General features: G+C 32.7%; 14 protein-coding genes. 6 read left to right on the top strand and 8 right to left on the bottom strand.

The features are described 5' to 3' along the window. Window positions 1–108 precede the first annotated feature (108 nt). The 7 genes from ABNT61_RS14370 to ABNT61_RS14340 form a co-directional block, all read right to left on the bottom strand. Complete coding sequence (locus tag ABNT61_RS14370; protein WP_348743711.1) at window positions 109–1,737, bottom strand: tetratricopeptide repeat protein; 1,629 nt, start codon at window positions 1,735–1,737, stop codon at window positions 109–111. A gap of 63 nt (window positions 1,738–1,800) precedes the next feature. Beyond that, a complete protein-coding gene (nqrF, locus tag ABNT61_RS14365; protein ID WP_348745682.1) occupies window positions 1,801–3,114 on the bottom strand; it encodes an NADH:ubiquinone reductase (Na(+)-transporting) subunit F in 1,314 nt (437 codons plus the stop codon). Window positions 3,115–3,116: 2 nt separating this feature from the next. Then, entirely contained in the window at window positions 3,117–3,851 is a 735-nt protein-coding gene (nqrE, locus tag ABNT61_RS14360) for an NADH:ubiquinone reductase (Na(+)-transporting) subunit E (RefSeq protein ID WP_348740915.1), read from the bottom strand. Window positions 3,852–3,879: 28 nt separating this feature from the next. Next, complete coding sequence (locus tag ABNT61_RS14355) at window positions 3,880–4,524, bottom strand: NADH:ubiquinone reductase (Na(+)-transporting) subunit D (RefSeq protein ID WP_348710166.1); 645 nt, start codon at window positions 4,522–4,524, stop codon at window positions 3,880–3,882. A 1-nt stretch (window position 4,525) separates the two neighbouring features. Further along, on the bottom strand, window positions 4,526–5,266 hold the full coding sequence (locus ABNT61_RS14350; protein ID WP_348710167.1) for a Na(+)-translocating NADH-quinone reductase subunit C: 741 nt from the start codon (window positions 5,264–5,266) through the stop codon (window positions 4,526–4,528). Between the two features lie 2 nt (window positions 5,267–5,268). After that, window positions 5,269–6,474: an NADH:ubiquinone reductase (Na(+)-transporting) subunit B gene (locus ABNT61_RS14345; protein WP_348710168.1), complete on the bottom strand. Its 1,206-nt coding sequence runs from the start codon at window positions 6,472–6,474 to the stop codon at window positions 5,269–5,271. A gap of 4 nt (window positions 6,475–6,478) precedes the next feature. Beyond that, window positions 6,479–7,825, bottom strand: a complete 1,347-nt coding sequence (locus tag ABNT61_RS14340; protein ID WP_348710169.1) for a Na(+)-translocating NADH-quinone reductase subunit A — start codon at window positions 7,823–7,825, stop codon at window positions 6,479–6,481. 162 nt (window positions 7,826–7,987) lie between these two features. On the opposite strand from ABNT61_RS14340, the gene ABNT61_RS14335 reads away from it, so the two are divergent. From ABNT61_RS14335 to ABNT61_RS14325, 3 genes are read left to right on the top strand one after another with little or no spacing between them, the layout of a single operon-like run. Further along, the gene (locus tag ABNT61_RS14335; protein WP_348743710.1) at window positions 7,988–9,205 is read left to right on the top strand and encodes a DUF5103 domain-containing protein; all 1,218 of its coding nucleotides are present in this window, start codon (window positions 7,988–7,990) and stop codon (window positions 9,203–9,205) included. 46 nt (window positions 9,206–9,251) lie between these two features. Further along, window positions 9,252–9,638, top strand: coding sequence for a Co2+/Mg2+ efflux protein ApaG (gene apaG, locus ABNT61_RS14330; protein ID WP_348710172.1), 387 nt, complete (start codon window positions 9,252–9,254; stop codon window positions 9,636–9,638). After that, window positions 9,639–10,724, top strand: coding sequence for a DUF3667 domain-containing protein (locus ABNT61_RS14325; protein ID WP_348743709.1), 1,086 nt, complete (start codon window positions 9,639–9,641; stop codon window positions 10,722–10,724). Here ABNT61_RS14325 and ABNT61_RS14320 read toward each other — a convergent pair. Further along, window positions 10,661–11,422, bottom strand: a complete 762-nt coding sequence (locus tag ABNT61_RS14320) for an NRDE family protein (protein ID WP_348743708.1) — start codon at window positions 11,420–11,422, stop codon at window positions 10,661–10,663. The two genes, ABNT61_RS14325 and ABNT61_RS14320, sit on opposite strands and share 64 nt — an antisense overlap. Before the next feature lie 133 nt (window positions 11,423–11,555). Between ABNT61_RS14320 and pruA the strand changes: the two genes are divergently transcribed. The 3 genes from pruA to ABNT61_RS14305 all read left to right on the top strand — a co-directional run bounded on the left by pruA (window position 11,556) and on the right by ABNT61_RS14305 (window position 16,612). Then, complete coding sequence (gene pruA, locus ABNT61_RS14315; protein ID WP_348743707.1) at window positions 11,556–13,181, top strand: L-glutamate gamma-semialdehyde dehydrogenase; 1,626 nt, start codon at window positions 11,556–11,558, stop codon at window positions 13,179–13,181. Window positions 13,182–13,326: 145 nt separating this feature from the next. Beyond that, window positions 13,327–14,952, top strand: coding sequence for a DUF1800 family protein (locus ABNT61_RS14310; RefSeq protein WP_348743706.1), 1,626 nt, complete (start codon window positions 13,327–13,329; stop codon window positions 14,950–14,952). A gap of 25 nt (window positions 14,953–14,977) precedes the next feature. After that, complete coding sequence (locus tag ABNT61_RS14305) at window positions 14,978–16,612, top strand: DUF1501 domain-containing protein (protein WP_348710180.1); 1,635 nt, start codon at window positions 14,978–14,980, stop codon at window positions 16,610–16,612. Window positions 16,613–16,655 lie beyond the last annotated feature (43 nt).

The following is a 16,655-nucleotide window of genomic DNA, read 5'->3' as shown; positions in this document are numbered from 1 at the left end:
AACCAAAACTATGTAACCCTTTGTTTTACTGGGTTTTGACATAAATCGCAATAATTAACAGAAACAAGAAAATATTTGATGTTGTACTTATGTTGTAGTAAAAATGAGCTAAAGAGTTTGGATATATTTTTCTAATTCTTGGCTTTTTGGCACTTCCATTTTCTTTCTTATTCTATATCGAACAGCTTTAACTGAATCTGTACTCGAATTTCTAATAGAAGCAATTTCTTTTATCGAAAGATTTAATCTCAATAATGAGCAAATTTCACGTTCCGTTTTTGTCAAGTTCGGAAACTTATTGCTGATATTTTGATCGAAGTTTTTATTTACCTCGGTGATTTTATCTTGTAGTAGCGATAATTTGTTTTCTGTTACAATTTGCTGCTGCAATTTTAAAAGTAATCTATTCGCATAATTCTTCACATTTCTATCCTCAGCAGAATCTTTATCTTCCTTTATTTGCTGAGTTAAACGAGTAATAAACTCAAGACGCATCGAATTATCCGCTATTAAATTCTTCAGTTCTGTTTCAGAAGCTTTAATTTTTTGAGTTAGTATCTCTTTTTTTAAGGTTTCTTTCTCCAATGAATCTTCAATTCTTTGAGATCTTTCTTTGTAATTTCTTCTGATAAGTAATGCCGTAATAATACTAAAACATAAAATTACAATTGACAATGTTGCATATAAATTTGCTCTAATTTCCTTCTTTTCACTAACGATTTGTAATTCTTGTTTTTCTTTCTCTAATTGATTCCTAAGCTCAATATCACGAATTTCCTTTTCTTTTTTCACGATGAGATTAGAATCAGAATATCGTTTATAAAACGTATGGCTTTTGAAGGCTTCTTTATAGTTCTTCAAGTCCCTATAAATACGACTTTTAGATCGATATGCATTGGTAACATCTCTTTTCAATCCATTTTCTTTGGCTAATTGTAAACTGGAATCAGCATACTTTAATGCATTATTATAATCACCGAGCATTCTATATTCAAAAGAAATATTACTATAACCCGTTACAACATTGTTCACATTTTGCAGTTTCTTAAAGAATTCTAAAGTTCCTAAATGAATCTCCAAAGCTTTGTCATATCTCTTTTGCCTACCATATAGCATGGCCATATTACTTTGTACTTCATTCAGCTTAATTGAATCCTTTGAATATCTAAATATAGATTGTGCTTTATTGTAAAAGTAGAATGAAGAGTCATACTTCCTAAGAACTCTATACACACCGCCGAGCATATTATGAGATCTTCCCATGTTTGCACTATCATTATTCTTTTTTGCGAACTCGATAGTCTTATTAAAAATTGAAATTGCTTTTTCTGGTTTTCTTAAGTATCGATATTGGATTCCGATATCGACCATTACTGCAGCAAGACGTTCAGCATCATTGTTGTTTTTATAGATCATTTCAGATTCAAGAAAGGCATCCAGTGCACTACTATAATCACCTCTTGCTCTATAAATTCTTCCCTTCTGATGTAAGATTCGCGCATGATTAGAAGAATTTTTATCTTCAATTAACAAACTGGCTTCGTTATAAAAGTATTCAGCTTTTATGCCGTCTTGATCAATAAATTCATCTCCAGCTTTAATCAACGCATTTACCTTATCGTCGTCATTCTCCAATAAAAAAATCTCACTTTTCTTATTAAGAAACACACTATCAATATCCTGAGCAAATCCAGATATTAAAACGAAAATAAAAATGACTATAAAGCTCCCCCTCATACTCTAAATATAAAAAAAACCAGCAAAATTGCTGGTTTTTTATCTTTATGAAGTTTTATTTTTCTATCCTCCGAAGTCGTCAAAACGGATATTTTCGTCATCAAGACCAAAATCTTCACCCATTTTTTGTACTGCTTTGTTCATTAATGGTGGACCACAGAAATATAATTCTAAATCCTCAGGACTTTCATGCTTAGATAAATATTGATCTATTACAACTTGGTGAATAAATCCAACAAAACCATCTCCTGATTCATCATTAATATCTTTTTTCACTTTCCAGTTATCTTGCTCTAATGGCTCTGATAAGGCTAAATAGAATTTGAAGTTTGGAAAATCTTTTTCTAATGCTCTAAAGTAGTGGATATAGAATAATTCAGCTTTAGAACGACCTCCATACCAATATGTTACTTTTCTACCAGTTTTTAATGTTCTAAATAAATGATAAATGTGAGAACGCATTGGCGCCATACCTGCTCCACCACCTACATATAACATTTCAGCATCAGATTCATTGATAAAGAATTCCCCATAAGGTCCTGAAATCGTTACTTTATCACCTGGTTTTTGATTGAAAATATACGATGATGCCACACCTGGATTTACATCCATCCATGCATTTTTAGCTCTATCCCATGGTGGAGTTGCAATACGCACATTTAGCATGATTTCTCTTCCTTCAGCTGGGTAAGAAGCCATAGAATAAGCTCTTTCAACTGTCTCATCATTTTTCATGACTAATGGCCATAATCCAAATTTATCCCAATCTGCTTGGAATTTATTCGGCTCTCCTGGATGATCATCTGGGTGAGCAGTGATATCCATTTCAGAATACTTTATTTCACATTGTGGAATTTCTATCTGAATATATCCACCAGCTTTGTAGTCCATTTCTTCTGGAATTTCAACTACAAATTCTTTAATAAAAGTTGCTACGTTGTAATTTCTTACAACAACAGCTTCCCATTTCTTAATTCCAAAAATCTCTTCTGGAATAGAAATATCCATATCCTGTTTTACTTTTACCTGACATGCTAAACGAATTCCATGTTGTAATTCTTTACGTGTAAAGTGAGGAGTTTCAGTTGGTAAAGCTTCACCTCCACCAGAGTTTACGTGACACTCACATTGCACACAAGAACCACCTCCACCACATGCAGATGGTAAAAATATTTTCTCATTACCTAATGTAGATAATAAAGTTCCTCCTGAAGCAACTTCAATAGTTTTCTCTCCATTAATAGTAATCTTAACTGGCCCAGATGGAGCCAATTTTTGCTTTACAAATAACAATAATGCAACTAATAACAAGGTAATTGTTAAAAATGCGATTACTGTAATTGCAACTGTTCCTCCTGTACTTACTTCTAAAAACATCATTACTCTGTAATTTCTTTAGTGTTAGTTGCTAATTTTTCTACTTCCTCCTTAACCTCTTCTTTCTTCTCAATCTTTACTTCAGCTTTTGGAGTTTCTTTCTTCTCATTTGCATCATCTCCACCGGTTAACATACCACCGAAACTCATGAATCCGATAGCCATTAAACCTGTAATGATAAATGTAATTCCTAATCCTCTTAACGGACCTGGTACTTGAGAATATCTAATTTTCTCACGAATAGCTGCAATCGCTAAAATTGCTAAGAACCATCCGATTCCTGAACCTACTCCATAAACAAGAGATAAACCTAACGTTGGAATTTCTCTTGATTGCATGAATAAAGACCCTCCTAAAATCGCACAGTTTACTGCGATTAATGGTAAGAAGATTCCTAATGAGTTATATAATGCTGGTGCAAACTTCTCTACAATAATTTCTACTAATTGTACCATTGTTGCAATTGTTGCAATGAACATGATAAATGATAAGAAACTTAAATCGTAATCTGCATATTCAGCCCCTAACCAAGATAAAGCTCCAGGCTTTAATAAATATTGATCTAATAACCAGTTGATAGGCACAGTTACAGCTAATACGAAAATTACCGCTGCTCCTAACCCAACTGCAGTTGATACTTTTTTAGATACCGCTAAGTAAGAACACATCCCTAAGAATGTAGCAAATACCATGTTATCTATAAATATTGACTTGAAAAATAATTCTATATGTTCCATAATCTTATTTTATTAAAACGCTATACGTTTAGTCTTCTATTAATGCTTTGTTTCTACTACGTTGTACCCAAATAATGATACCAACTACGATAAGAGCCATTGGAGATAATAACATAAATCCGTTATTCTCATATCCTAAAGCATATAAACCTGTCTTTTCAATTGGATCACCTAATACTTTAATTCCTAATAAAGTACCAGAACCTAATAACTCTCTAAAGAATCCTACAATAATTAAGATTACTGCGTATCCTAGTGCATTTCCAATTCCGTCTAAGAATGATTTCCATGGACCATTTCCTAAAGCAAATGCCTCAAAACGTCCCATAATAATACAGTTGGTAATAATAAGCCCAACAAAAACTGATAGTGTTTTACTCAGTTCATATGCAAATGCTTTTAATACCTGGTCAACAATAATTACTAAAGTTGCAACTACAATTAACTGTACAATAATTCTAATTTTAGATGGAATAATATTTCTCATTAAAGAGATTACTACGTTACCTATTCCTAATACAAATAATACAGAAATAGACATCACTATAGAAGCCTTTAATTCTGCAGTAATCGCTAAAGCAGAACAAATACCTAATACTTGAATCGTAATTGGATTGTTATCCGCTAATGGATCCGTGATTAATTTCGCGTCTTTTTTTGATAAAAGTCCCATATTATTTTAATGTTTTAAAGTAAGGTACGTACAACTTTAACTCTGTCTTAATCATTGCAGCAACACCGTCTCCAGTAATTGTTGCTCCAGCAATTGCATCTACCTCATTATCATTTTTATCTTCATTCTTAGGATCAGCATTTGATTTAGAAACTGCAATTCCTTTGAATTGACCGTTACTCATTAAATCTTCTCCTGTAAAGTCATCCATAAAGAAACGTTGCTTTATGTTAGCTCCTAAACCAGGAGTTTCTCCTTTGTGATCAAAGAAAACACCTTGAACTACCATATTTTTATCCATTGCAACATAACCCCAAATAGCATCCCAAAGACCTTTTCCTCTAATTGGAGCGATGTAGAAAGTTTTCCCCTCTTTTTCTCCAACAAATAAAGGTAACTTTCTAGTTTTTCCTTCTTTTGCTAATGCTTGTTGTTTCTTTACATCAATTAAATAAGCCTTTTCATCCTCTGAGATATTCTCTCCTTCGATTACTAATTGCTTAGTGATGTATTTAGTGAATTCACCTGCAACTTTATCTTTAGAAACAAAAGTTGCACTTGTTTCATCATTTTCATTTACACCCATTGCATACAAGATATTTTGTTGCTTCTCGATACGTTTATTTGCATCAATCATTGGGCGAAGAGATGACGCTGTAAAAGCTAACAACGCACCTACTACTAATACCATTCCTATAGCGAATAGTACTGTATATAAATTACTATCTGTTTTCTTACTCATAATTAAGCAGCTTTAGCTTTTAAACGTTTTAATCTTTTCTTCACATTTCCTTGAACTACATAGTGGTCAATAGTTGGAGCGAAAACATTCATTAATAAAATTGCTAAGAATACTCCTTCTGGATATGCTGGGTTGAATACACGAATCATAATTGAAATAAATCCAATTAAGAAACCGTAAATCCATTTTCCTTTATTTGTTTGTGAAGCGGTTACTGGATCAGTTGCCATGTATACAGCTCCAAATGCTAATCCTCCGATAATTAAGTGATCGTACCAATCTGCGCTCATTAATCCGTAAAACTTGCTTGATTCAGTAATCACTCCTGCGTCAGCAATAGCATTAAAAATTAATCCCATTGCAGCAGCTCCTAAGAAAGTAGAAATAATAATTCTCCAACTTCCAATTTTCGTAAAGATTAAAAATGCTGCTCCTACTAAAATTAAGAATGCAGAAGTTTCACCAACAGAACCTGGAATAAAACCAAAGAACTTTTCAAACATAGAATATGCTACTTCTTGGTTTTGTGCATAACTACCTAAAATAGTCTCTCCTGAAATTGCATCAGCAGTTCCAGCTCTATTTACTGCGTCGTGAACCCATACTTTATCTCCAGACATCCAAGTTGGATATGCGAAGAATAAAAATGCACGAATAGTTAATGCTGGGTTTAAGATATTCATTCCTGTTCCTCCAAAAACTTCCTTACCAATTACAACACCGAAAGCAACTGCTACGGCTAACATCCATAATGGCAAATCAACTGGAACAATTAATGGTACTAACATTCCTGTTACTAAATATCCTTCTTCAATTTCATGTCCTTTAATAATACAGAACACAAATTCAATTGCTAATCCTACTGTATAGGAAACAATTACTAATGGTAATACTTTTACAATTCCAACCCATAAGTTAGATAAGTTCCAAAAGTTACCACTAAAAAAACCAGTAATTCTTTCAACTTCTCCTGTTGCTAGGTGATGTTGATAACCAGCATTAAACATACCGAAAAGTAAACATGGAATTAATGCCATGATTACAGTATTCATTGTACGCTTTAAATCATCTGCTGCCTTAATATGAGTCCCTCCGTGAGTAGTTTCATTAGGCAAGTATAAGAAAGTATGAAAACCATTAAATAATGGAGCTATTTTCTTTCCTTTATACTTTTCTTTTAAATTATGTAAATTTTGTTTTAAGCCCATAATCTTATCCTAGTTCTTTCATCATTAAATCTAAACCTTCGCGAATAATCTTCTGGTGCGGTTGTTTAGATACACAAATAAATTCTGTTAATGCAAAATCCTCTGGTGCAACTTCATAAGCTCCAAGACCTTCCATTTCATCAAGATCTTTATACATACAAGCTTTTAATAATTGCATTGGATAAATGTCTAACGGGAATACTTCTTCATAAGCACCTGTTACTACAAATGCTCTATGCTCTCCGTTTGTATTTGTATTTAAATCGTACTTCTTTTTTGGAGTTAACCAAGAAAATGTTAAGGCTCTTGAAGTAGAAATTTTATTAAATACAGGTTTATTCCATCCAAAGAACTCATAATCGTCTCCTTCCGGAATTGCTGTAACTTGATTATCATAAAATCCTAAGAATCCGTTCTCATCTACTTGTAATCCAGATAATACGTTACCACTGATAATTCGAGTATTATCATTTGTAATATTACCCTTTACTACATCAGCAATTTGAGCTCCAGCAGTTACAGTAACATATTTTGGCTCATTAATTTTTGAACCTGTCACAGCAACAGTTCTAGTTACGTTTAACTTTCCAGTTAATAATAACTCTCCGATAACAACTAAGTCTTGAGGTGTAACCACCCAAACAACTTCACCTTTGTTAATTGGATTTACTTGAGCAATTTGAGTACTTACGTTACCTACTGGATGTGGTCCAGAAACTGTATGCACTTCAACTCCTGACATAGAACTTAAAGGCGAGCTAGAAGAACCAACAGAAACGTGAACTTTACCTTCTGTTAATTTAGTTAAAGCTGTTAAAGCAGCTTGTAATTCCGCTTCTTTACCTTGTAATACGTAATCATAATCTGCAGCTAAAGGCGCACTGTTGTAACCAGAAACAAATATTGCTTTTGGTGCTTGATTAGGATTTGCAACAATGTCATATGGACGTTGTTTGATAAATGGCCAACATCCTGAATTGAATAAGTGATTCTTCACCTCTTCTCCAGACATTGAGTTAACATCTACCTTTCCAAAATCTTTGTACTCCTGTGTTCCGTTAGTTGTAATTTTAATCTCTAAAACTTTTCTACGAGCTCCACGAACAATTTCTGTTACTTTACCACTTACCGGACTAGGAAATAAAACACGTTCGTCACTCTTGTTGTAAAAAAGAGCTTCTCCTGCTTTTACTTCAGTACCTTCTTTTGCTAAAATTTTAGGAATTACGCCGTGAAAATCATCTGGCTTTACCGCAAAAACACTACCTAAAGAAAGTTCGGCAGTTACCTTATTTGCTTCGCCAACGAGCTTGATGTCAAGCCCTTTTTTTATACGGATGTCTTTTGACATAGTAACTAATGTATTTGATTTTCTTAAAAAACATGCAAATTTAAAAATTTAAAAAATGACTTGTAATCAATTGAGGCTATATCTTACAGATAACATCTTATTTATATTTATTCTAAATAAATAATTGTCATTTGGCTTGCATTTTGATATTTTTGTTTTACTATGTTAAAAAACTTAAGCTTCTTAATTCTAATCATTTTCTGCTTACAGGCAGAAAGTCAAAATATTAAAACTATCCAATTGGTTCCTTTACACAAAAGATCGCCAGTACCTATTGTTCCTTTAGGTAGCGTCTTAGAACTCACTTTTGACGATTTAGATGCCGATAATAAAGACTACCAATATAAAGTTGAGCATATGACTTATGATTGGAAACCGAGTAATTTACAAGCAAATCAATACATCAACGGATTTGAACAGAATTACATCATAAACGTTACAAATTCCTTTAATACACTTCAAAGTTATACGCATTATAACATTCAAATTCCAAATCAAAATACTGTAATTACTCAAAGCGGTAATTATTTAATTTCTGTTTTAGATGATGATGATGAAGTTGTTTTTTCAAGGAGATGTGTTTTCTATGAAAACCGTACTATTGTTGGTGTAAATGTTTTAAGAGGAAGAAATACTCTTAGTAATAATTCCGAACAAACTGTTCAATTCATTGTTAATCATAAAGGGTTAAATATTAACAACCCAGTTCAGGAAATTAAAGTTCAATTGTTTCAAAATAATAATTGGGCAACTTCTATTACTGATATAGAACCTCTTTTTATTCGAACGAATCAACTGATTTACAACTATACCAACGGAACAAATTTTTTAGGTGGAAATGAGTTTCTAAATTTTGATAATAAATACATTAGAAACACCAATGTAAATATCGCCAAAACAACTAGAGAAGATCTCTTTCACAACTATTTATATACCGATATTGAAAGAAGTACAAGACCATATACATACAATCCAGATATTAATGGAAACTTTATTATTCGCACACTTGATGCAGACAACGAAGAGACCGAAGCAGATTACGCAATGATGCATTTCTCACTTGAAGTAGATGAACCTTTCGAAAATAAAGATGTTTACATCTATGGAGCTTACAATAACTTTGAATTGAATGGAAGCAACAAAATGGAATACAACAGTGAGGAAAACATTTATGAAGCATCTATGCTCTTAAAGCAAGGATTTTACAATTACACATACGTTACCTTAGATGAAAACAATAAAATTGATCTTACTAAAATAAACGGATCTTTTTTTCAAACAGAAAACGAATATACTGTTATTGTGTACTATAAACCATTCGGAGCTTTATTTTACAGAGCAATTGGGGTTGGTAATGGATTCTTTGATCAAAACCGATAATTGCATCATAGTTGTAACTTTCAATAAAAAAGATTACTTTTAGTATATGTTTCAACAAATAACTAAAGGAATTAAAATCTCTGTAAAGACTGTATATAATGGTATAATCTATCGTGGTTATGTTCAACATTATGCATTTAGTTATTTCGTTACCATTAAAAATAATTCTAAAGACACAGTTCAATTATTAGAACGCTTTTGGGTTATAAATGATTCTTTAAATGAAACCGAATATGTAGAAGGAGAAGGTGTTGTAGGACAAACTCCAGTGATAAAACCAAATGAAGAATATAATTATAGATCGAATTGTTTTTTGATTTCTTCCGTCGGATCAATGTCTGGAAGTTATAAAATGATTAACCTCAAAAATAATAAGGAATTTCTTGTAGAAATCCCTACTTTTCAACTAACAACTACACCTACTCTAAATTAAATGGCTAAAAATAACAAGCTAGCTGTAATTAAAGACACTAACTGTTTAAATTGTGGATTTCCTTTTGCCGGACATGAATTATTTTGCCCAAATTGCGGGCAAAAAAACAAAGGAAACAAAATCACTTTTGGCAATTTTATTAAAGAAGTTTTCGCTGGATTCTTTTCTTGGGACACAAAATTCTGGAGAACATTATTTACATTAATCATAAAACCAGGAAAAATATCTCTTGATTACATCAATGGAAAGAGAGAGCGATATGCGAATCCATTTCGTTTTTACATAACTGCTTCGATTATATTTTTTCTTATTTATGGAATAAACCAAACCGTAAATAACTTTCAAAACTTAAATAGAAAACCTTCAGTTTCTACTGAAAAACAAATTGATATTGATTCCATCAATAGTATAATAAAACAGGAAATTGCGAATACACAAATTCCTTTAGACTCGACGCAAAAAGAACTAGCAAAGAAACTCAACCTTAATGTTAACGACTCTCTTAAGTTTAACAATAATACTCCTGCAATTTCACTTGGTGGAGATACAAGGTTAGACAGTTTTATTAAACTTCACAATAAATATCCAAACCTAGATGTACATTCGGCCTTAGATAGTTTGGAATACGAGAATACATTTTGGAACCGATTTTTCTATGATAGAGCTAAACTTGTAAATTCATTTAAAACTGAAAAAGGAAAAAGAATGGAATTTGTGAGTAAAATGCTGTCCTATGGATCAGTTTCTTTGTTCATACTACTTCCTATTTTCACTTTGGCTTTAAAGTTATTCTACCTTAGAAGGAAGTACACTTATGTGGAACATTTAATCTTTGTTTTCCACACTCAAACAGTCTTCTTTTTATTAATCACACTGTTAATGATTGTAAACTTTTTTACAGAAGACACTAGTATTGGAATTTTCACAGGACTATTTCTCCTCTATCTATACATAGCAATGAAAAAGTTTTACCGACAAGGTTACATTAAGACATTCTTAAAGTTTTGCTTGGTAAATATGGTTTACATGTTTTTAGCTGCTATAGGAATTACCTTTGTTGGAGCTTTGTCTTTTGCTTTATTCTGATGAGATATAATTGAAGTTTTATCTTTCAAAACATCGTAATATTTCAACTCTAAATCACCATTATTCTTTGTGATCGAAGTAACACTTACGGTTTCAACAAATGGTCGTTTCATTTTAAGAGACACTTCTTCCCCTTTTGAATCATCTAAATGGAATTTTAAAACCTCAGATTGTTTGAATGAATCTCTATTTATTAACCAATCAGCAAACCACTCTTTTCTCATATTTTTCATCTCTTGAGTATAAAGTGTTGAGCTCGACCAAATATGCGGTTTATTCTCTAATTTTCGGAAATCTTTTTGGGTACTGGTCCAAACCAACTCATATGCATTCAATTCATTTTCCCAATCCAACATAACAATAGTGAAGGGTTCAACCCCTTGTAAATCCAAGTTTTCGATAAAACTCACAGCATCATCAGATTTTAAAACTTCTTTTACAATAACACCTCTGCTCACTCTATAAGAAGCTTCTCTTTCATGAATTTCATAACCTCCATTAAGCAAACAAACTAATCTCTTTTTATCACTTAAACCAATCCATGTACCACCTGCCAATTCATCTTTAGGATAGGTTAACACAACATTATCTTCAACATATTCATTAGGCTCAATAGTACTTCTCATTGGACTTTCATCCCTATTAGATGTAAAAATAAAATCATCTCCTCCTAACGGCAAATAAGTTACTGTACACATTCAGTTTTATTTAAAATTTGTTATTACAATTTTATTTGTGGGTTGTAAAATAGAAACTTTACAAAAAACACCCTAAAAATTGTACATTTGCTAAACCAAAATTATCATATATAAATTCAATAAACAAACAACCATGGGAAAAGGATTTTTCAATGTTCCAGTTGCAGTAAACGAACCTGTTAAAGGATACGCTCCTGGTTCTCCTGAAAGAGAAAGTGTTTCACAACAATACAAAACATATTTTAACGGTTCTGTTGACGTACCAATGTATATTGGGAACGAAGAAGTAAGAACTGGAAACACTAGAAACATGACTCCTCCTCACGATCACCAACACGTTGTTGGACAATATCATATCGGAGATAAAAATCATGCTCAAAAAGCTATTGATAGTGCTTTAGAAGCTCGAGTTAAATGGTCTCAAATGCCATGGGAACAAAGAGCTGCAATCTTTTTACGCGCCGCAGAATTAATTGCTGGTCCATATAGAGCAAAAATGAATGCTTCTACAATGATTGCACAATCTAAAACGGTTCACCAAGCTGAAATTGACGCTGCATGTGAGTTAATCGACTTTTTACGTTTTAACGTAGAGTACATGTCTGAAATCTATGCAGAACAACCAAATTCTGATGACGGAATTTGGAACAGAGTTGAATACAGACCGTTAGAAGGATTTGTATATGCAATTACTCCATTCAACTTTACTGCTATTGCGGCAAACTTACCTGCTTCAGCAGCAATGATGGGTAATACTGTAGTTTGGAAACCTTCTGATAGCCAAATTTTCTCAGCAAAAGTAATTGTTGACGTATTCAAGGAAGCTGGGTTACCTGACGGAGTAATTAACGTTATCTATGGAGATCCTGTAGAAATTACAGAAGTAGTTTTATCTTCTCCTGATTTTGCTGGATTACACTTTACAGGTTCTACATATGTATTCAAAGAACTTTGGAAAAAGATTGGAGAAAACATCCATACTTATAAAACATATCCAAGAATCGTAGGGGAAACTGGTGGTAAAGATTTTATCGTTGCTCATCCATCTGCTAATCCAAAACAAGTTGCTACCGGTATTAGTCGTGGTGCTTTTGAATTCCAAGGACAAAAATGTTCAGCAGCTTCAAGAGTGTATTTACCAAAATCTATGGCTGATGAAGTTTTAGGATATGTTAAAGAAGATATCGCTTCATTTAAAATGGGTTCTCCTGAAGATATGGGTAACTTTATTACTGCAGTAATTCACGAAGGATCTTTTGACAAACTTGCGAAGTATATTGACCAAGCAAAAGAAGATAAAGACGCAGAAATTATAGCTGGTGGTTCTTATGATAAATCAAAAGGATACTTTATTCAACCAACTGTTATTTTAGCTAAAGACCCTAAATACACTACAATGTGTACTGAGTTATTCGGTCCTGTTGTAACTATTTATGTATACGAGGATGAAAACTGGGCTGAAACTTTAAAATTAGTTGATGGAACATCTGAATATGCTTTAACAGGTGCTATCTTTTCAACTGATAGATATGCAATTGCTGAAGCAACAAAAGCTTTAGAAAACTGTGCTGGAAACTTCTATATTAATGACAAACCAACTGGAGCAGTTGTAGGACAACAACCATTTGGTGGAGCTAGAGCTTCTGGAACAAACGATAAAGCAGGATCTGCTCAAAACTTATTAAGATGGGTATCTCCAAGATTAATCAAAGAAACTTTTGTTTCTCCATCTGATTATCGCTATCCATTTTTAGGATAAGATTTTAATATTTTAAAAAAATGAAAAGGCCGGAAATATATCCGGTCTTTTTTCGTTTAAGAAGAAAATGCTTATTTTTAATAAGTATTTTTTACACATATAATCTATTTGAAATCAGAAAAATACATTTACAAATCCCCTAAAAATGACATTAGATCAACACACCCAAGCTCTAGGTCTTCGAAATGCGAAACACCTACTTCGGAGAACCTCTTTTAATTACACTAAAGAAACGCTCTTAGAGTTTTCTAATCTTACTCCCGAACAAGCTTTTGATAAGCTAATCACAACACAGAGTACTAAATTATCTGAACCCTACGATCATAAACCAGAAGATAATCCTCATGGATTTTGGACATCCTCACCAGATGGAAGCTCCTTAGATGGTCAGTTCAGAAAAAAAATATATGTTGCTTATTGGTGGCTTTACAATGGACTTCATCAGAATTCTTTAAAACAAAAAATGACGTTCTTTTTACACACGTCTTTTACGGTTTCAAAATTCAATGCTGGTAGTTCAGTTCATTTTTATGACCACATGAGATTATTAGAACATTATGCTTTTGGTAATCTTAAAACAATGTCTAAAAAAATAACTTATGACAACTCAATGTTAGATTATTTAGACAATACAAAGAACAACGCAAATAACCCAAATGAAAACTACGCTAGAGAGTTTCTAGAACTCTTCACCATTTTAAAAGCTGAACAAGTTGGAAATGGCGATTATACCAATTATACAGAATTAGATGTACAACAAGCCGCTAAAGTCTTTTCAGGAATAAAAACTCAATACGACCGAACTAACATAGACTCAGATACTAATCTGCCTATGGGTCGAATTGATACATTTAGACACGACAAAGAGGACAAGACCTTTAGTTATGCTTTTGATGACACCGTAATTACAGGTAGTGACACAGAAGAAGGCATTGCTCAAGAACTAGATAATTTTGTTGAAATGGTTTTCAGTAAGGAAGCAACTGCTATTTCATTTGTAAGAAAATTATATCGTTACTTCGTAAAAAGTGAATGGGAAGATGAAGTAGAAGAAAATGTTATCAAACCATTAGCTCAGCAATTACAAACTGATAATTACGAAATTTTACCGATTTTAAAAACTTTATTGACTTCTAAACATTTTTATGATTTAGATGACGCTGATAATTCGGATGAAATTATTGGAAGTATTATTAAAAGTCCGCTTCAAATTTGTAATGAATTAATTTCTTTCTTTAAAATAGATATTCCAGATCCAGTTACGGAGTCAGAAGATTTTTTTAGATTTTTTGATTTCTTATATCGTTTCTATTTAAGTGCTGCTGGAATGGCTCTATGGGCACCTGATTCTGTAGCTGGTTACCCAGCTCATTACCAAAGTCCAGATTTTGATAGACATTGGTTTTCTTCGAATACAGTACTTGCCCGTTATAAATTAATAGAGAGTTTATTAACAGGAAGAAATAAAATCAGGTATAACAACAGAATTAACGTAGAATTAAATATTGTAGAGTTTGTTCAAAATAACATCAATGAGCCTTCATATGCCACTGATTTAATTACAGAGCTTGCTGATTTATTATATCCGGAACCTATTAGCGATGAACGTAAAGCATATTTTGCTCAAAACTTACTTGAAGGTTTTCCTGATTATTATTGGACCAATGCTTGGTTAGGCTATACAGGATCTGGTGACGACACAGTCGTAAAATCCAGATTAAATGCCTTAATTATCCAAATGATTAATGCCGCTGAATTCCAAATAATGTAAAGTATCATCCCCTAAACTTACTCTCATGAAAAGAAGAAATTTCATAAAACTAGCATCAACAACTACTGCCTTAGGTTTAATGCCTTTTGAACTTAAAGCAATGTTGAAAACAATAGATCTTGATATTGACTGTGGAGATATATCAAATAGAAAATTAGTTCTTGTTAATCTTGTCGGCGGAAACGACGGATTAAATACAACAATACCAATAAATGCATACGACCAATACGCGAATTTACGTCCTACATTAAGGATACCAAATTCTGGAGCTAATGGATTTATTCGATTAGACGGGACTTTACCTGAAAATCAACAATTGGGATTACATCCTGCATTAACAGGCTTTAAATCTCTTTATGACCAAGGTGAATTACGAATTTTACAATCTGTAGGATATCCTTCTCAAAATAAAAGTCACTTTGCCTCAAAAGACATCTATTCAACAGGAAATGACGGTAACAGTTGGAATAACGGAAAAGATTCTGGTTGGATTGGACGATTCATGGAAAATTTTTATCCAGAAGAAGTTGAAGAAGCATATCCTTTAGGAGTACAAATTGGTAATGGAAAAACTGAATTAGGATTCCATGGTGCTGAAGAACATGGATTATCCATAAATATTACTGGTCAAGACCCTGCTGGATTCTTTACGGAGATTAGTGGATTAGGTGGCCAAGCTCCAACAAATATTCCAAACTCTCACTTCGGAGAAGAGCTGAAATATATTATCGATGTAAACAACATCTCTAACAAATACTCTAAGTCAATTTCGGATGCTTTTAACGCAGGTAAAAACGAAGTTACTTACGAAGACAACAACCTATCTGATCAATTAAAAACTGTAGCGAGATTAATTAGTGGCGGCTTACAATCCAAGGTATATATGGTTAGCATTGGTGGTTTTGATACACACAACAATCAAAATCAAGAAAGTGGAGATGTAAAAGGTAAACATTACGAATTATTAAATGAAGTTTCTACTGCAATTGAAGCTTTCATGAAAGATTTAAATGATCAATCTTTAGGAGAAGATGTAGTTGGTTTAACCTACTCGGAGTTTGGAAGAAAGGCAAAAGAAAATGGTAATTTAGGAACAGATCATGGTGAAATTGCACCGATGTTTGTTTTCGGAAAGCCTGTATTAGGTGGAGTTTCTGGAACTAATGTTGATCTTTCTGAAGCTACAGATGATAACAATTACCAACTAGAAACTATTCAGTACGATTATCGTCAAACTTTAACAACTCTTCTACAGGATTTCTTAGGTGCTTCAGATTCCGTTATTGATAATACATTCTTCAACCATAGTATCAATACGAGCTTTATTGGAGATAAAATACCTAAAGTTATTAAAAGTGAATTTTCTATCCCAAAAGGATGTGTAAAAGATATTTTGGAACAACCTGGAATTGATAGACGTAAAGATTGGTTTATATATCCAAATCCGTTTGTAGATCAAATTAGTTTGAATTCTCTCAAAGAACAACCAGGCCTACAGTATAAATTGTTCAGTAAAAGCGGAAGTCTTATTACACAAGGACAAAAAGAAACTGCAAATAATAGTGCTTTAATCGACCTTCCTAAACTAGCAACTGGCTTATACTTTTTACAAGTTGAAAGTGGTGGAAATACCGAAAGCCATAAGATATTTAAGTTGTAATTATAGTAGTTACACTTATTTTTGGCTGTTATCCCCTTCAGAT

It is taken from the genome of Tenacibaculum sp. 190524A05c (assembly GCF_964036595.1).
Lineage (GTDB): Bacteria > Bacteroidota > Bacteroidia > Flavobacteriales > Flavobacteriaceae > Polaribacter > Polaribacter platacis.
The sequence above is the reverse complement of the archived record's forward strand: the minus strand, read 5'-3'. Positions and strand labels throughout refer to the sequence as shown.